Origin of the sequence: Kitasatospora sp. NPDC057692 (genome assembly GCF_042799475.1) — a bacterium.
Classification (GTDB): domain Bacteria; phylum Actinomycetota; class Actinomycetes; order Streptomycetales; family Streptomycetaceae; genus Kitasatospora.
In genome coordinates this window covers 1-18,240 of record NZ_JBHVIV010000057.1, presented here as the reverse complement: position 1 = coordinate 18,240, position 18,240 = coordinate 1, and the positions used below count along the sequence as shown (strand labels likewise).

Below are 18,240 nucleotides of genomic sequence, written 5' to 3'. Positions count from 1 at the left end.
CCGGTGGTCCGCGACCGGGGCGCGAGGCCCCGGGCCGGAGGGGGAGAGGCCGAGTGAGCTCCACCGACGCGGTGCTGCCCGGAGCCGGACGGCCGGCGGCGCCGGACGCCGACCTGTTCGGGGACGGCCCGCCGCCCGTGACCGGCCCGCCCGCCGTGGTCCCGTCCCCGCCGGGCCGGTCCCCGCGAGGCGCGTCCCGGCACGCCCTCCGCGCGCCCTCCCCGCCGGCGCCCGGGGGCGGCAGACCCGGGCCGCTCCGCCGGGCGCTGCGCAGCCGCGGACTGCCCGGAGCCGTCCTCGGCGTGCTCTGCCTCGCCTACGCCCTCGGCGCGGCGCTCGGCTGGGGCTCGCGCCAGATCGCCGTCTTCATGGGCGACTTCGGCCTCGCCGCGGCCGCCCTCGCCGCCGCGCTCTCCTGCCTCGCGTACGGCTGCACGGTCGGCGGCCACGCCCGCCCGGCCTGGCTGCTGTTCGGCCTCTCCTCGCTCATGGTCGCCTTCGGCAACGGCACCTGGGGCTGGTACGAGCTGGTCGAGCGCACCCCGCTGCCGCCGAACTCGCTCGCCGAGTACGCCTTCCTGCTGTTCGCCCCGCTCGCCATCACCGGCGTCCTGGTACTCGCCCAGCGCCCGCGCACCGCCGCCGGCTGGCTCTGCCTGCTGCTCGACGGCTGGCTGGTGGCCGGCTCGCTGTTCACCCTCAGCTGGAGCCTCGCGCTCGGCCGCACCGCCGCCGGCGAGGCCGGCTCCCCGCTGCGGCTGGCCCTCAACCTGGCCTACCCGGTGCTGGACATCCTGCTGGTCTCACTGGTCGTCGGCCTGCGCTTCGGCGGCCGGGACGGCAACCGGGCCGCCGTCCACACCGCCATGGTCGGCCTCGCCGTCACCGTGCTCTGCGACGCCCTGTTCACCTCGCCCGAACTGCGCAGCAGCTACCACTCCGGCGAGCTGCTGGACGCCGGCTGGTTCGCCGGCAGCCTGCTGCTCGCCTGGGCGCCGTGGTCCCCGCGCTGGCGCCGCCCGCTGCGCGAGCACCCCGCGCTCGGCGGACTGCCGCGCCGCCGGGTCGCCACCACCTTCAGCGCGCTCACTCCGTACGCGGCCGCCGCCGTCTGCACCGCCGGGATCCTCTACAACGCCCTCGGCGGGCGCTCGCTGGACCGGGTGGTGGCCTCGGCCGCCTGCACCGTCGGCCTGGCGCTGATCCTGCGGCAGGGCATCATGCTGCTCGACAACCTGTCGCTGGCGCAGGAACTCGCCCACAAGGAGGCGCACTTCCGCTCCCTGGTGCAGGGGTCCAGCGACGTCATCATGATCGCCGGCGCCAACGGGGTGCTGTCCTACGTCTCCCCGGCCGCGCTCGGGGTCTACGGGCGCGACCCGGAGGAGCTGGTCGGCGGCAACCTCCTCGACCTGATCCACCCCGAGGACGTCGACCGGGTGCTGCTGGAGGTCCGCCGCTTCCTGGCCCGCGGCCGGCTCGCCGCCCACCGCGACCCGGGCGGCGAACCGCTGCCCGCGGCCCGGGTGGAGTGCCGGATCGGCTCCGGCGCCGGTGAGTGGCTGCACGTGGAGTCGACCGTCGACCGGTACCGCGACGGCCTCATCCTGAACAGCCGAGACGTCACCGAACGGGTCATGCTCCAGGCCCAGTTGCAGCACAACGCGTTCCACGACCCGCTCACCGACCTGCCCAACCGGGCGCTGTTCACCCAGCGGCTGCGCACCGCGCTGGCCGCCCGCGGGCCGCAGGACGAGGCCGGTGCCGGGGTCGCCGTGCTCTTCCTCGACCTGGACGGCTTCAAGGCGGTCAACGACACCGCCGGCCACCAGGTCGGCGACGAGCTGCTCGTCCAGGCCGCCCGCCGGCTCCAGGGCGCCGTCCGCTGCGGGGACACCGTCGCCCGCTTCGGCGGCGACGAGTTCGCCGCCCTGGTCTGCGGCCCGCTCGGCCGCCTCCAGGTCCAGGAGCTCGCCGAGCGGCTGCGCACCGCGCTCTCCGAGCCGTACTGGATCGGCGGCACCGAACTCAGCGTCGCCGCCAGCATCGGCATCGCCTTCGGCAGCCCCGAGCGCGGCCCGGCCGCCGACCCGCGCGCCGCCGCCGACGAGCTGATGCGCAACGCCGACCTCGCGATGTACCGCGCCAAGTCCGAGGGCAAGGGGCGGGTGATGCTCTACACCCCGGCCATGCGCGCCGACCTGGAGCGCCGCACCGAGCTGGACGAACGGCTCCGGGCGGCCGTCCGGGAGGGCGGCTTCGCCCTGCTCCACCAGCCCGTGGTGGACCTCGCGAGCGGCGCGGTCACCGCCGTCGAGGCGCAGGCCCGCTGGCGCTCCGCGCAGGGGCTGCTGCTCACCCCCGCCGAGTTCCTGCGCTCCACCGAACACGGCGACGCCGCCGCCCGGTTCTCCCGCTGGCTGGTCCGCGAGGCGGTCACCGCCGCCGCGCTGCGCCGCGGCCTGCCCGCCCGCGGCCGCCCCGTCCCGCCGCCGGTCCCGGTCTCGGTCCGGCTCTCCGTCGAACGGCTCTGCGCCCCCGGCCTGTACGAGACGGTGGCCGCCGCGCTGCGCGACAGCGGGCTGCCCGGCGGCCAGCTGATCGTCGAGGTGGCCCGGACGGGCCCGGACGAGCTGGCCGACGAACTCGGCCGCCGGCTCGCCGCGCTGCGCCGGCTCGGCGTCTCCACCGCGCTGGCCGGCTTCGGGGCCGGCGGCGGCTCGCTCGGCGCGCTCGCCCGGCTGCCCCTCGACGGCCTCAAACTGGACCGCTCGCTGGTGCACGACCTGGGTGACTCCGCGCTCGCCCGCACGCTCGCCGGGCACGCCCTGCGGCTCGGCCGGGACCTCGGCCTGGTGACCGGCGCCGAGGGCGTCGACCTGCCCCGCCAGGTGGGCGTGCTGCAGGAGTTGGGCTGCCGCCAGGTGCAGGGCTCGGCCTTCGCCGCACCGCTGGACGAGACCCGGCTGCGGCGCGCGCTGGCCCGCCGCTCCTACCCGGTGCCGCGCCCGCCCGGGGCGCCGCCGGCCCGGCGGGCGTACCTGGCCGCGGATCCGCGGACGGGCGGCCGCGCCGAGGGCGGCCCGGGGCGCGCCGCGGCCCACCGCAGCCCCTCCGACCTGCCCGAACACCAGTCCGTGCCCGGTCCGGGAGCGGGTCCGCATGGCGAGACTGCCGTCCCACCTGCTTGACAGCCGGGCCTTGACGGGAGGAAGGTCATTGCCATGCGCACCCGAATTCTCGTACTTGGCGGGCGCGTCGGCTGAGCGGGCCATGCCCCGCTCGTGACAGACCGACGCGCCACCCCTCGCATGCCCTTGGGCACGAGGGGTTTTTTGTTGCACCGACGCCGTTCCACCACAGCAAGACCCCTGGCCCCGTGGCCCCTCGAAAGGGACGATTGGGGCAGAGCCGGCGATCGGCCCGCAAGCGGGACCCCCTCCCTCGACCCCCGGGGCCCGCAACCACCGGGCCGGCCAGAACCGAGAAGAGACAGGCAGATGACTGAGCACGCCGCAGCCCCCCGCCGCGGGGACACCCCGGCCGCCCACGCTCCCGCTCCGCAGCACGTCGTCGAGACCATGACCGGCGCCCAGTCGCTCATCCGCTCGCTGGAGGCCGTCGGCGCGGACACCGTCTTCGGCATCCCCGGCGGGGCCATCCTTCCCGCGTACGACCCGCTGATGGACTCCACCAAGGTGCGCCACATCCTCGTCCGCCACGAGCAGGGCGCCGGCCACGCCGCCACCGGGTACGCGCAGGCCACCGGCCGGGTCGGCGTCTGCATGGCGACCTCGGGCCCGGGCGCCACCAACCTGGTCACCCCGATCGCCGACGCCTACATGGACTCGGTGCCGATCGTCGCGATCACCGGCCAGGTCTCCTCGCAGGCGATCGGCACGGACGCCTTCCAGGAGGCGGACATCTGCGGCATCACCATGCCGATCACCAAGCACAACTACCTGGTCACCGACCCGGCCGAGATCCCCCGGGTGATCGCCGAGGCGTTCCACATCGCCGCCACCGGCCGCCCCGGCCCGGTCCTGGTCGACATCGCCAAGGACGCCCTGCAGGCCACCACCACCTTCCGCTGGCCGGTCGAGACCTCGCTGCCCGGCTACCGCCCGGTCACCAAGCCGCACGCCAAGCAGATCCGCGAGGCCGCGAAGATGCTGGTGACCGCCAAGCGCCCGGTCCTGTACGTCGGCGGCGGCGTCATCAAGGCCGGCGCCACCGCCGAGCTGCGGATCCTCGCCGAGCTGACCGGCGCCCCGGTCGTCACCACCCTGATGGCGCTCGGCGCGTTCCCGGACAGCCACCCGCAGCACCTGGGCATGCCCGGCATGCACGGCTCCGTCCCGGCCGTCACCGCGCTGCAGAAGGCGGACCTGCTCTTCACCCTCGGCGCCCGCTTCGACGACCGGGTCACCGGCAAGCTGGACAGCTTCGCGCCGTACGCCAAGGTCGTCCACGCCGACATCGACCCGGCCGAGATCGGCAAGAACCGCCCGGCCGACGTGCCGATCGTCGGCGACGCCCGCGAGGTGCTGGCCGACCTCATCGTCGCCGTCCAGGCCGAGTTCGACGCCGGCCACAAGGGCGACTACGGCGACTGGTGGGAGCGGCTCGACGAGTGGAAGCGCACCTACCCGCTGGGCTACGAGCCCGCGGCGGGCGGCGAGCTCTCCCCGCAGCAGGTCATCGAGCGGATCGGCAGCCTGGTCGGCCCGGACGCCATCTACGCGGCGGGCGTCGGCCAGCACCAGATGTGGAGCTCGCAGTTCATCCGGTTCGAGAAGCCGGGCACCTGGCTCAACTCCGGCGGCGCCGGGACCATGGGCTACGCCGTGCCGGCCGCGATGGGCGCCAAGGCGGGCCGCCCGGAGACGGCGGTCTGGGCGATCGACGGCGACGGCTGCTTCCAGATGACCAACCAGGAGCTGGTCACCTGCGCCCTGAACGGCATCCCGATCAAGGTCGCGGTCATCAACAACGGCTCGCTGGGCATGGTCCGCCAGTGGCAGACGCTGTTCTACAACCAGCGCTACTCCAACACCGTGCTGCACTCCGGCCCCGGCCACGACGGCATCGAGCCGCCCGCCCAGGGCACCCGGATCCCCGACTTCGTCCTGCTCGCCGAGGCGATGGGCTGCGTCGGCCTGCGCTGCGAGCGCCCCGAGGACCTCGACGCGGTGATCGGGCGGGCGATGGAGATCAACGACCGCCCGGTGGTCATCGACTTCATCGTCCACCAGGACGCCATGGTCTGGCCGATGGTCGCGGCCGGCACCAGCAACGACGAGATCCAGTTCGCCCGCGGGGTGCGCCCCGACTTCGGCGACGACCTCGACTGAGCCCCCTCCGGAACGACCAAGGGAACCCACGACCCATGTCCAAGCACACCCTGTCCGTCCTGGTCGAGAACAAGCCCGGCGTGCTCGCCCGGATCGCCGCGCTGTTCTCCCGTCGGGGCTTCAACATCGACTCCCTCGCCGTCGGCCCCACCGAGCATCCGGACGTGTCCCGGATGACCATCGTGGTCAACGTCGAGGACCTCCCGCTGGAACAGGTCACCAAGCAGCTCAACAAGCTCGTCAACGTGATAAAGATCGTCGAACTCGACCAGTCCGCTGCGATCCAGCGGGAACTGGTCCTGGTGAAGGTCCGCGCCGACAACGAGACCCGGTCGCAGATCGTCGAGATCGTCCAGCTGTTCCGCGCCAAGACGGTCGACGTGTCCCCGGACGCGGTGACCATCGAGGCCACCGGAAGCTCGGACAAGCTGGAAGCCATGCTCCGGATGCTGGAGCCTTACGGCATCAAGGAGTTGGTCCAGTCCGGCCTGGTCGCCATCGGGCGCGGCGCCCGTTCGATCACGGACCGCTCGCTGCGCGCCCTCGACCGCAGCGCCTGACCGCGCCGCCCTGCTACACCCCGAGTACCGCCCCACCCCTTCACCGGGTCCGCATACGGTAGGAACCGACCCGGACCCGTGCAAACCACTCGCAAGGAGATGTGCCCCCGTGGCCGAGCTGTTCTACGAAGACGACGCCGACCTGTCCATCATCCAGGGCCGCAAGGTCGCGGTCATCGGCTACGGCAGCCAGGGCCACGCCCACGCGCTGTCCCTGCGCGACTCGGGCGCGGACGTCCGCGTCGGCCTGAAGCCGGAGTCCAAGTCCCGCCAGAAGGCCGAGGAGGCCGGCCTGCGCGTGGTCACCCCCGCCGAGGCCGCGGCCGAGGCCGACGTCATCATGATCCTGGTCCCGGACCCGATCCAGGCCGACGTCTACGAGGCGGACATCGCCCCGCACCTGAAGGCCGGCGACGCCCTGTTCTTCGGCCACGGCCTGAACATCCGCTTCGGCTTCATCAAGCCGCCGGCCGACGTCGACGTCTGCATGGTCGCCCCGAAGGGCCCGGGCCACCTGGTCCGCCGCCAGTACGAGGAGGGCCGCGGCGTCCCGGCGATCGTCGCCGTCGAGCAGGACGCCTCCGGCAAGGCCTTCGACCTGGCGCTGTCCTACGCCAAGGGCCTGGGCGCCACCAAGGCCGGCGTCATCAAGACCACCTTCACCGAGGAGACCGAGACCGACCTGTTCGGTGAGCAGGCCGTCCTCTGCGGTGGCACCGCCGCCCTGGTCAAGGCCGGTTTCGAGACCCTGGTCGAGGCCGGCTACCAGCCGGAGATCGCCTACTTCGAGTGCCTGCACGAGCTGAAGCTCATCGTCGACCTGATGTACGAGGGCGGCCTGGAGAAGATGCGCTGGTCGGTCTCCGAGACCGCCGAGTGGGGCGACTACGTCACCGGCCCGCGGATCATCACCGACGCCACCAAGGCCGAGATGAAGAAGGTCCTCGCCGAGATCCAGGACGGCACCTTCGCCAACACCTGGATCGCCGAGTACAAGGCCGGTCTGCCCAAGTACAACGAGTACAAGAAGGCCGACGAGGACCACCTGCTGGAGACCACCGGCAAGAAGCTCCGCAAGCTGATGAGCTGGGTCAAGGAAGAGGCCTGAGCCGTCCGGGGCGCTCGCTGAATCGGACCCTCTCGATTTTGTAACGCCCTTGTACAACTAGGCTGCTCCCGTCCGGGTGATTTCGCCGGACGGGAGCAGCCCGGTACCCAGCCCGTCGATACACTTCCGAGTGCGCGTCAGGCCCACAGCGTCGTGCGTCTACCTACGCGGCATGCCACCTTCCCCCGCCCTCCACGCCACCTTCGTGCCCGGGGGAACCGGACAGTTAAGGACAACACTGTCGTGAGCAAATCCGTAGTTCTGATCGCCGAAGAGCTCTCGCCCGCCACGGTCGACGCCCTTGGCCCCGACTTCGAGATCCGCCACTGCAACGGCGCGGACCGCACCGAGCTGCTGACCGCGATCGCGGACGTCGACGCCGTCCTGATCCGCTCCGCCACCAAGGTCGACGCCGAGGCGCTGGCCGCCGCCCGCAAGCTCAAGGTCGTCGCCCGGGCCGGCGTCGGCCTCGACAACGTGGACGTCTCCGCCGCCACCAAGGCCGGCGTCATGGTCGTGAACGCGCCGACCTCCAACATCGTCACCGCCGCCGAGCTCGCCTGCGGCCTGCTGATCTCCGTCGCCCGCAACATCGCGCCGGCCAACGCCGCGCTCAAGGGCGGCGAGTGGAAGCGCAACAAGTACACCGGCGTGGAGCTGAGCGAGAAGGTCCTCGGCGTCGTCGGCCTCGGCCGGATCGGCGTCCTGGTCGCCCAGCGGATGTCCGCCTTCGGCATGAAGATCGTCGCGTACGACCCCTACATCCAGGCCGCCCGCGCCGCCCAGATGGGCGTCAAGCTGGTCTCGCTGGAGGAGCTGCTGGAGGTCTCGGACTTCATCACCGTCCACCTCCCGAAGACCCCGGAGACCATCGGCCTGATCGGCGACGAGGCGCTGCACAAGGTCAAGCCGACCGTGCGGATCGTCAACGCCGCCCGCGGCGGCATCGTCGACGAGGAGGCGCTGCTCAGCGCCCTGCTCGACGGCCGGGTGGCCGGCGCCGGCCTGGACGTGTACGCCAAGGAGCCGTGCACCGACTCGCCGCTGTTCGCCCTCGACACCGTGGTGGCCACCCCGCACCTGGGCGCCTCGACCGACGAGGCCCAGGAGAAGGCCGGCATCGCCGTCGCCAGGTCGGTGCGCCTGGCGCTGGCCGGCGAGCTGGTGCCGGACGCGGTCAACGTCCAGGGCGGCGTGATCGCCGAGGACGTCCGCCCGGGCCTGCCGCTGGCCGAGAAGCTCGGCCGGATCTTCACCGCGCTGGCCGGCGAGGTGGCCGTCCGGCTCGACGTCGAGGTGCGCGGCGAGATCACCCAGCACGATGTCAAGGTGCTCGAACTGTCGGCCCTCAAGGGCGTGTTCGAGGACGTCGTGGCGGAGACCGTGTCCTACGTCAACGCCCCGCTGTTCGCCCAGGAGCGCGGCGTCGAGGTGCGGCTGACCACCTCCAGCGAGAGCCCCGAGCACCGCAACGTCATCACCGTGCGCGGCACCCTCGCGAACGGCGAGGAGATCGCCATCTCCGGCACGCTGGCCGGCCCCAAGCAGGTCCAGAAGATCGTCGGCGTGGACGCCTTCGACGTGGACGTGGCGCTCACCGACCACATGGCCTTCTTCAAGTACGAGGACCGCCCGGGCGTGGTCGGCGTCCTCGGCCGCCACCTCGGCGACGCCGGCATCAACATCGCCGGCATGCAGGTCGCCCGCGACGGCAGCGGCGCGCTGGCCTCCCTCACCGTGGACAGCGAGATCCCGCAGGAGGTGCTGTCGGCCATCGCCGCCGAGATCGGCGCCCGCTTCGCGCGCTCGGTCGACCTGGGCGCCTGAGCCCCGCGCCGCACCCCGCGGCACCCTCCCACCAGGGCCCGGACCGCCGTACGCACGGCGGTCCGGGCCCTGGTGCGTATCTCCGGGTGACGGCCGTCTCAGATAGTAGGAAATCCAAGTATTCGTGCAGACACCGCCGGGCCGGAGTCGTACGGTGGTGGAAGCCGTACGGTGCGCCGCCCCTGTAGCCAGGGAGTGCGGCCCGTGCGCCTGAGTACGCCCGATGGGCAGGTGATCCCCGCCCGGTGTACCCCTCTCCTCCCCTCCGCCGCGTCCGTCCCGACGGCGCGTATCGAACCAAGGAGCCCCGGTATGCCCCCGACCGCCGACCGCCACGCCGCTTCCGCCCCCGCCGCCCCGCAGACCCGTGTCCCGCGGCGCCGCCGGGCCGCCGAGCCGAACCCCTTCGCCGCCGCCGCGCTCCAGCGCGCGCTGGACCGCCGCGACAACGGCGGCGCGACCGGCCACCACTGACGCCGCTCCGGTCGCCCCGGGCCCGGTGGCGTTCATCCGCCGAATGAGCCGAACGGGCCGACGGGATGTCACCCCAAGGGGTGCAACTTGCCACCGTTCGGGGGAGGTTGCTCGCCTCGACCGGCGCGATATTCCTAATTTGGGGCCCCCGGGAGGGCGATCGACGGCCGCACGGGCGGGCGTCAGCGGCACACGGCGTGCGGATCGGTACCCCCGGCCGGGGGAGAGGACCCCATGCGTCGTCCGACCGTCCGCCGACCGCTCGCCCGGATCGGCCTCGCGCTGGCCCTGCTGGCCGGACCGGCCCTGCTCACCGGCGCCGCCCCGGCCGCCGGCAGCCCGCCGCCGGCCCCGCCCGCCGGGGTCGCCGACCGGCCCGTCCCCGTCCTGCTGGAACTCGCCACCGAGCCCGTCGCCCCCGTCTGGCGGCGGGCCGGCGACGAGGCCCGACGGCAGCGGCGCTCCCCGGAGACCGCCCGCCGGGAGGCCGCCCGGGCCGGCGCCGCCCAGCGGTCCCGCGCCTCCGCCGCGCTGGACCGGCTGGCCGAGACCGTCCACGGCGCGGTCCCCGGCGCCCGGGAGATCTACCGCACCCGCACCCTGGTCACCGGCCTCGCGGTGAGCGCGCCGGCCGGCCGGCTGCCCGCGCTGCGCACCCTGCCCGGGGTCGCGGCCGTGCACCCGATCGTCCGCAAGCGGCGCGACAACGCCCACTCGGTGCCGGTCACCGGCGCGCCCGCGGTCTGGGCGGGCGGCCCGTCCCAGGACGGGGCGGCCGGCAGCACCGGGCAGGGGGTGCGGATCGGCGTCGCCGACAGCGGCATCGACTACACCCACGCCGACTTCGGCGGTCCGGGCACCGAGGAGGCGTTCCGGTCCGTCGACGGCGCCCTGCCCGCGCCCGCCGGGCTCTTCCCCAGCGCCAAGGTGGTCGGCGGCCGCGACCTGGTCGGCGACGACTACCAGCCCGATCCGGGCGCCCCGCACTACCAGCCCGACCCGCACCCCGACGACAACCCGATCGACTGCGACCGCAACGGCCACGGCACCCATGTCGCCGGCACCGCCGCCGGCCTGGGCGTCACCGCCGACGGGCAGCCCTACCGGGGCCCCTACCGGCCCGGCCTGGACCCGGCCGGCTTCAAGGTCGGCCCCGGCGCCGCGCCCGGCGCCCAGCTGTACGCGATCCGGGTCTTCGGCTGCGACGGTTCCACCGACCAGCTCGGCCAGGCCCTCGACCTGGCCGCCGACCCGGACGGCGACGGCGACCCGGGCGACCGCCTCGACGTCCTCAACCTCTCGCTCGGCAGCCGCTTCGGCTCCACCGACGACGCCGACGCCCTCGCCGTCGACCGGCTCGCCGCGCTCGGCACCGTGGTGGTCGCCGCCGCGGGCAACGAGGGCGACGTGTACGGCATCGGCGGCAGCCCCGGCACCGCCGCCCGGGCCGTCGCCGTCGCGGCCTCCGTCGATCCGCACGGCGACGCCGACGGGATCACCGTGCTCGAACCGGCGCCGCTCGCCGGCGTCGTCCCGGCCCACTGGAGCGCCCGCTACCGGGACTGGTCCACCGCCGACGTCACCGGCGAGCTCGTCCTGCCCGCCGACCAGCCGGACGGCTGCGCGGCCTTCTCCGAGGCGGACCGGCAGCGGCTCGCCGGGCGGATCGCGGTGCTCGCCTGGAGCACCCGGGAGTCCGAGCGCGCCTGCGGCTCCGGCCCGCGCGCCGACCACGTCGCCGACGCGGGCGCGATCGGCGCCGTCCTGGCCGCCGACGACGACCACCTCGCCGAGATCGCGGGCAACGACCGGGTGCCGCTCGCGCTGCTCGGCCGCGCCGACGGCGAACGGCTGCGCGCGGGCGCCGCCGCCGGGCCGGTCCGGGTCCGCCTCGCGGCGCCCGGCGACCCGCTGCACGGCGCCGTCGCCCAGGACCAGCCGCAGCGGCTCGACACCCTCACCGACTTCACCTCGCGCGGCATCGGCGTACCCGGCGTCGTCAAACCGGACCTCGCCGCCCCCGGCGAGACCGTCTGGTCCGCCCTGGTCGGCAGCGGCACCGGCGGCCAGCGCGAGGACGGCACCTCGATGGCCACCCCGCACGTCGCCGGGCTGGCCGCGCTGGTCCGCGCCGTCCACCCGGACTGGACGGTCGAGCAGGTCAAGGCCGCGCTGATGAACACCGCCGGGGACACCTGGCTCGGCGACGGCGGCACCGGCCCGGTCTACGGGCCCGAGCGCACCGGCGCCGGCCGGGCCGCCGTGGACCGAGCGGTGCGCACCCCGGCCGTCGCCTACGCGGCGGGGGAGGGGGCGGTCGAGGGCGCCGTCGGCGTCTCCTTCGGCCCGGTGGCCGTCACCGGGCCGCTGGACCTCGTCCGCGAGGTCGAGGTGCGCAACCTCTCCGCCGCCCCGGTCGCGTACCGCACCGGCTACGCGGCCGCCACCGAGGTGCCCGGCGCCCGCTTCGAGCTCGCGCCCGCCCGGGTCGAGGTCCCGCCCGGCGGCGCCGCGCGGGTGCGGGTCACCCTCAGCGTGCCCGGGGCGCTGGACCGGGCCCCCGACCCGACGACCGCCGCCCTCCAGGGCGGCCGGGCCCGCAGCTACCGCGGCGAGCTCTCCGGCCGGCTGCTGCTCACCCCGGACGACCCGGCCGCCCCCGGGCTGCGGGTGCCGCTGTTCGCCGCCCCGCGGGCGGCCTCCGACCTGGCCGCCACCACCCCGGTCCGCACCGCCCGCGGCGGCGCGCTGGCCGCCCTCACCGGCACCGGCACGCCCGGCGGCGGACCCGGCCTGCTCAGCGCCTTCGCCCTCGGCGGGGAGGGCGACCGCTGGCCGGACTGCCCGCCGGACAGCGGGGCGGCGGTCGGTCCCGGCGCGGGCTACGTCCCGGAGGGGAGCACCGGCGAGGCCGAGCACCTCGCGGACCTCTGCGTCGAGCACGCGGGCGACCGGGCCGCCAACCTGCGCGCGGTCGGCGCCGCCACCGACGCGCCCGCCGTCGCCGGGGACCCGCTCGCCGAGGGCCGGCTCTACCTCGGCGCCCAGGTCTGGGCGCCGGCCGCCACCCCGGTCGGGCTGTTCGCCGTCCGGGCCTCGCTGGACACCGACGGGGACGGCGTCACCGACGTGATCGTCAAGGCCGACCGGCTGCGCGGCAGCGACGTCCTGGTGGCCCGCTCGCTGGACGCCCGGACCGGTACCGAGCTGGACGTCCAGCCGCTGAACGCCCGCTGGGGCGACACCGACACCGCCCTGCTGGACTCCGACGCGGTGGTCCTGCCGGTCCGCCTGGCCGCCCTGCCGGGCATCGGCGCCGGCCACGGCACCGTCCACTACGCCCTGTGGTCCGGCCTCACCGGCTCCGGCACCCCGGACCCGGCCGAGGCCTTCTCCGCGATCGGCCTGGAGGGCGCCCGGCCGACCCTCGCCGTCGACGTCCTGCAGCCCGCCGTCGACATCCGCACCGTCCCCGGCGGCGCCACCGCGATCGCCGCCCCCGTCCGCCCCGCCACCGTCCTCGACATCCGCCGCACCTCCGGCGACCGGTCCCGGATCCTCCTCCTCCACCACCTCAACCCGGAGGCCCACCGCAGCCAGGTCCTGACCCTGCCCTAGGAGCTGCCGAGGGGCGTGCACGGATCTGTGCACGCCCCTCGAAAGGATGAAGTCCCGGGGGGATCGGGCCGAGTAGCCTGAGAAAGGCCACGAGGATGCCCGTATGGGAGGAACCATGAGCGTCGCGCCGTACCCCGACTGGCTTCGGCCCCCGGTCGGTGGCTACACCGCCGAGGACCTCGACCGGCTGCCGGATCTCCCGCCGCACACCGAGCTGCTCGACGGGAGCCTGATCTTCGTGAGCCCGCAGACCCTCTTCCACATGCGCACACTCCGCAGGTTGGAACGAGCCCTGGAGGCGGCCGTACCGGACGGGTGGCAGGTGTGGCGGGAGATGACGATCCGGCTGAACCTGCGGAATCGGCCCGAGCCGGATCTCACCGTCGTGAACGAGAACGCGGACACCGGTCCTGAGGGAACCTACTGCGAAGCGCAGGACGTCCTGCTCGCCGTCGAGATCGTGTCCACGGAGTCCCGGGAGCGCGATCGAGAGGTCAAGCCACGCAAGTACGCCGCCGCCGGCATCGCGCACTTCTGGCGCGTGGAGAGCGACGAAGAGGGGCACGCCATCGTCCACACCTACGAGCTGGACCCGGCGACCCGCCTCTACGGGCTGACCGGCATCCACCACAAGCAGCTGAAGCTCGACCGCCCCTTCCCGGTCGACATCGATCTCACCTGAGGCGGCCCGGGGGCCCACTGTCCGGATGGTGGACGCCGGATGTCAGGCTGTGGGACACCGGAGTAGCCTCCGAGCATGTCTCGCACGATTCGTCTCGCAGTCGTCCCCGGTGACGGTATCGGCCAGGAAGTGGTGGCCGAAGGCCTGAAGGTCCTGGGGGCGGTGCTTCCCGCCGATGTGAAGCTGGAGACCACCGAGTTCGACCTCGGGGCCCGGCGCTACCACCGCACCGGTGAGACGCTCCCGGACAGTGTCCTGGCGGAGCTCAAGTCCCACGACGCGATCCTGCTCGGCGCCATCGGCGACCCGAGCGTGCCGTCCGGCGTGCTGGAGCGGGGGCTGCTGCTCAAGCTGCGGTTCGCCTTCGACCACCACATCAACCTCCGCCCGGGCCGGCTCTTCCCCGGGGTGGCGGGCCCGCTGGCCGGTGACCCGGAGATCGACTTCGTGGTCGTCCGCGAGGGCACCGAGGGCCCGTACGTCGGCAACGGCGGCAGCCTGCGCACCGGAACCGAGCACGAGGTGGCCACCGAGGTCAGCCTCAACACCGCCTTCGGCATCGAGCGCGTGGTGCGCGACGCCTACCGCCGGGCCCAGGCGCGCCCGCGCAAGAAGCTGACCCTGGTGCACAAGAACAACGTGCTGGTGCACGCCGGCCACCTGTGGACCCGGATCTTCGAGCAGGTCGGCCGGGAGTTCCCCGAGGTCACCACCGACTACCTGCACGTTGACGCGGCGACCATCTTCTTCGTCACCCAGCCCGAGCGGTTCGACGTCATCGTGACCGACAACCTGTTCGGCGACATCCTGACCGACCTGGCCGCCGCCGTCACCGGCGGGATCGGCCTGGCCGCCAGCGGCAACATCAACCCGAGCGGCGCCTTCCCGTCGATGTTCGAGCCCGTGCACGGCTCGGCGCCGGACATCGCCGGCCAGGGCAAGGCCGACCCGACCGCCACCGTGCTGTCGGTCGCCATGCTGCTCGACCACCTCGGGTACCCGGCCGAGGCCGCCCGGATCGAGGACGCGGTCGCCGCGGACCTCACCGGGCGCACCGGGACCCGCACCACCGCCCAGGTCGGCGACGCGCTCGCCGCCCGAGTATCCGCCTAGGAGGCCGGAACCCGACAGACGGTGTTCCGGCCCCCGCAGGGCCGGACCCCATAACGGCAGCTTGCGGATCTCGAAGGAGACCGCGGCTGTTCGGCACGGCCCTCTGGATGCGAGTATCGACAGTGGGCCGTGTCGTCGTGCGTCCGTTTCCGGTGTGGTGCACCGGGAGCGTTCACCGGCGGAGGCGGCCCGGACCAACCCCACGGTGAAGGACATACAGCCATGAGCACGCCCACCCAGGCGCCCATCACGTTCGACCTCAAGCCCTCCGCCCACCCGCTGTCCGACGCGGAGCGGGAGGCCCGGCTGGCCAACCCCGGCTTCGGTCGCGTCTTCACCGACCACATGGTCACCATCCGCTGGACCGAGGGCCGGGGCTGGCACGACGCCCAGCTGGCGCCCTACGCGCCGATCGAGATGGACCCGGCCAACATGACCCTCCACTACGGCCAGGCGATCTTCGAGGGCCTCAAGGCCTACCGCCAGGCCGACGGCTCGATCGCGACCTTCCGCCCGGAGGCCAACGCGGCCCGCCTGCGGGCCTCGGCCCGCCGGCTGGCGATGCCGGAGCTGCCGACCGAGACCTTCGTCGAGGCGGTCGAGCTGCTCGTCCAGCAGGAGCAGGCCTGGGTCCCGAACGAGCCGGAGCAGAGCCTCTACCTGCGCCCGTTCATGTTCGCCACCGAGGTCGGCCTGGGCGTCCGCCCGGCCAACTCCTACCTCTTCATGATCATCGCCTCGCCGGCCGGCGCCTACTTCTCCGGCGGCGTGAAGCCGGTCTCGGTCTGGCTCTCCGAGGACTACGTCCGCGCCGCCCCCGGCGGCACCGGCGCCGCCAAGTGCGCCGGCAACTACGCCGCCTCCCTGGTCGCCCAGGCCGAGGCCGCCGCCAAGGGCTGCGACCAGGTGGTCTGGCTCGACGCCGCCGAGCACCGGTGGATCGAGGAGATGGGCGGCATGAACCTCTACTTCGTCTTCGGCGAGGGCAAGGACGCCCGGATCGTCACCCCCGAGCTGTCCGGCGCGCTGCTGCCCGGCATCACCCGCGACTCGCTGCTGCAGCTCGCCGCCGACCTCGGCTACGCCGTCGAGGAGCGCCGGATCTCCACCGAGGAGTGGAAGCAGGGCAACGCCGACGGCACCCTCACCGAGGTCTTCGCCTGCGGCACCGCCGCCGTGATCACCCCGGTCGGCTCGGTGAAGTCCAACGGCGGCGACTGGACCGTCGGCGCCGGCGAGCCCGGCCCGGTCACCATGGAGCTGCGCCGCGCGCTGCTCGCCATCCAGGGCGGCCAGGCCCCCGACACCCACGGCTGGCTGCACAAGATCGTCTGACGCCGACGCCGTGGCCCGCCCGTCCCGGATCGCGAGACGGGCGGGCCGCGCACCGGACGATGTGCCTAGACTGCGAGCGTGTCCTCGCTGTCGCTGATTATTAGCAGCAGGCGCGCCGGTCCGCAGTGACCGCCACCGCACCACCCGATGCGGGGCGACCACCAGCGTCCAGACCCGCGCGCAGACCTCTCGCACCCGCGAGAGGTCTTTTTGTTTCCCCCGGACCGGCCGGAGCCCCCACAAGGGGCCGAGGGACACCGGGCGCGCGCGGGATGCTGGACAGTGGAGCCGGATCAGAACCGGCAGAGCAGTAACCGACCTCCCGGAACGGAGAACCCAGGGTCATGACCCAGGCGAGCAACCTCCCCGACGAAGCGTTCCACGTCTTCGACACCACCCTGCGCGACGGCGCCCAGCGCGAGGGCATCAACCTCACGGTGGCCGACAAGCTGGCCATCGCCCGGTACCTGGACGAGTTCGGCGTCGGCTTCATCGAGGGCGGCTGGCCCGGTGCGAACCCCCGGGACACCGAGTTCTTCGCCCGCGCCGCCGAGGAGCTGGACCTCCGGCACGCCCGGCTGGTCGCCTTCGGCGCCACCCGCCGGGCCGGCGGCCGCGCCGCCGACGACCCGCAGCTCGCCGCGCTGGTGAACTCCGGCGCGCCCGTGATCACGCTGGTCGCCAAGTCCCACGACCGGCACGTCGAACTGGCGCTGCGCACCACCCTGGAGGAGAACCTGGAGATGGTCCGCGACAGCGTCGCGTACCTGCGCGCCCAGGGCCGCCGGGTCTTCATCGACTGCGAGCACTTCTTCGACGGCTACCGGGCCAACCGGGAGTACGCGCTCGCCGTGGTCCGCGCCGCCCACGAGGCCGGCGCCGAGGTGGTGGTGCTCTGCGACACCAACGGCGGGATGCTGCCCTCCGGCGTGCGCGAGATCGTCGCCGACGTCCTTGAGCGGACCGGCGCCCGGCTCGGCATCCACGCCCAGGACGACACCGGCTGCGCCGTCGCCAACACCCTGGCCGCGGTCGACGCCGGTGCCACCCACGTCCAGTGCACCGCCAACGGCTACGGCGAGCGGGTCGGCAACGCCAACCTCTTCCCGGTGGTCGGCGCGCTGGAGCTCAAGTACGACCGCCGGGTGCTGCCGCCCGGCAGCCTCGCCGAGATGACCCGGATCTCGCACGCGATCGCCGAGCTGGTCAACCTCACCCCCTCGACCCACCAGCCCTACGTCGGCTTCTCCGCCTTCGCCCACAAGGCCGGCCTGCACGCCTCGGCGATCAAGGTCGACCCGGACCTCTACCAGCACATCGACCCGGAGACCGTCGGCAACACCATGCGGATGCTGGTCTCCGACATGGCCGGCCGCGCCTCCGTCGAGCTCAAGGGCAAGGAGCTCGGCTACGACCTCTCCACCGACCGGGACCTCGCCGGCCGGGTGGTCGCCAAGGTCAAGGAGCAGGAGAACCTCGGCTACACCTACGAGTCCGCCGACGCCTCCTTCGAGCTGCTGCTCCGCGACGAGGTGCGCGGCCGGCGCGAGCGCTTCTTCGCGCTGGAGTCCTGGCGCACGATCAGCGAGCAGGGCCCGGGCGGCAACGCCGGCAACGAGGCGACCGTCAAGGTCTGGGCCAAGGGCGAGCGGATGATCGCCACCGGCGAGGGCAACGGCCCGGTCGACGCCCTGGACCGGGCGCTGCGCACCGCGCTGGAGCGGATCTACCCGCAGCTGGCGAAGCTGGAGCTGGTGGACTACAAGGTCCGCATCCTGGAGGGCCAGCACGGCACCGGCTCCAAGACCCGGGTGCTGATCGACACCTCCGACGGCACCGCCTCCTGGTCCACGGTCGGGGTCGCCGACAACGTGGTGGCCGCCTCCTGGCTGGCGCTGGAGGACGCCTACACCCACGGCCTGCTGCGGGCCGGCCTGGAGCCGGACGCCGCGTAGCGCCCCGCGGGGGGCGGGGCAGAACGGCGCGGCCCGTGGACCGGAGGGTCCGCGGGCCGCGCCGTGCGGCCGTGCGTCGTCGGGCGGTGCGTCGTCGGGCAGTGCCCCCGGTTCACCGCAGCCGGGCGAGGAGGGCGTGTTCGACGAGGGTGATGAGGGCGCTCTTGGCGCTGTCGCGTCGGCGGGCGTCGAGGGTGATGACGGGGGTGTCGCT

Annotated in this window: 11 protein-coding genes and 1 pseudogene; 11 read left to right on the top strand and 1 reads right to left on the bottom strand. The window is 74.0% G+C overall.

Translation table 11 applies throughout. The annotated features are described in order from the left end of the window. Positions 1-266 precede the first annotated feature (266 nt). From ACFVFS_RS27590 to cimA, 11 genes are all read left to right on the top strand, one after another. Entirely contained in the window at positions 267-3,191 is a 2,925-nt protein-coding gene (locus ACFVFS_RS27590; RefSeq protein ID WP_380627432.1) for a putative bifunctional diguanylate cyclase/phosphodiesterase, read from the top strand. A gap of 309 nt (positions 3,192-3,500) precedes the next feature. Further along, a complete protein-coding gene (locus ACFVFS_RS27585; RefSeq protein ID WP_380627401.1) occupies positions 3,501-5,354 on the top strand; it encodes an acetolactate synthase large subunit in 1,854 nt (617 codons plus the stop codon). Between the two features lie 35 nt (positions 5,355-5,389). Further along, positions 5,390-5,914, top strand: coding sequence for an acetolactate synthase small subunit (gene ilvN / locus ACFVFS_RS27580; protein WP_030302941.1), 525 nt, complete (start codon positions 5,390-5,392; stop codon positions 5,912-5,914). 109 nt (positions 5,915-6,023) lie between these two features. Further along, positions 6,024-7,022, top strand: coding sequence for a ketol-acid reductoisomerase (gene ilvC / locus ACFVFS_RS27575; RefSeq protein WP_350550163.1), 999 nt, complete (start codon positions 6,024-6,026; stop codon positions 7,020-7,022). Between the two features lie 243 nt (positions 7,023-7,265). Further along, positions 7,266-8,849, top strand: coding sequence for a phosphoglycerate dehydrogenase (gene serA, locus ACFVFS_RS27570; protein ID WP_380627400.1), 1,584 nt, complete (start codon positions 7,266-7,268; stop codon positions 8,847-8,849). Between the two features lie 312 nt (positions 8,850-9,161). Further along, complete coding sequence (locus tag ACFVFS_RS27565) at positions 9,162-9,323, top strand: hypothetical protein (RefSeq protein WP_380627399.1); 162 nt, start codon at positions 9,162-9,164, stop codon at positions 9,321-9,323. Between the two features lie 234 nt (positions 9,324-9,557). Then, complete coding sequence (locus ACFVFS_RS27560) at positions 9,558-12,941, top strand: S8 family serine peptidase (protein WP_380627398.1); 3,384 nt, start codon at positions 9,558-9,560, stop codon at positions 12,939-12,941. Between the two features lie 115 nt (positions 12,942-13,056). Further along, positions 13,057-13,623 (top strand): Uma2 family endonuclease, encoded by a 567-nt coding sequence (locus ACFVFS_RS27555; protein WP_380627397.1) that lies wholly within the window; start codon positions 13,057-13,059, stop codon positions 13,621-13,623. A 75-nt stretch (positions 13,624-13,698) separates the two neighbouring features. After that, positions 13,699-14,736 (top strand): 3-isopropylmalate dehydrogenase, encoded by a 1,038-nt coding sequence (locus ACFVFS_RS27550; RefSeq protein ID WP_380627396.1) that lies wholly within the window; start codon positions 13,699-13,701, stop codon positions 14,734-14,736. 222 nt (positions 14,737-14,958) lie between these two features. Continuing rightward, the gene (locus ACFVFS_RS27545; protein ID WP_380627395.1) at positions 14,959-16,071 is read left to right on the top strand and encodes a branched-chain amino acid aminotransferase; all 1,113 of its coding nucleotides are present in this window, start codon (positions 14,959-14,961) and stop codon (positions 16,069-16,071) included. A gap of 344 nt (positions 16,072-16,415) precedes the next feature. Beyond that, positions 16,416-18,026 (top strand): citramalate synthase, encoded by a 1,611-nt coding sequence (gene cimA / locus ACFVFS_RS27540; protein WP_380627394.1) that lies wholly within the window; start codon positions 16,416-16,418, stop codon positions 18,024-18,026. 112 nt (positions 18,027-18,138) lie between these two features. Here cimA and ACFVFS_RS27535 read toward each other — a convergent pair. After that, a pseudogene (locus ACFVFS_RS27535) lies at positions 18,139-18,240 on the bottom strand (ATP-binding protein); the annotation flags it as partial.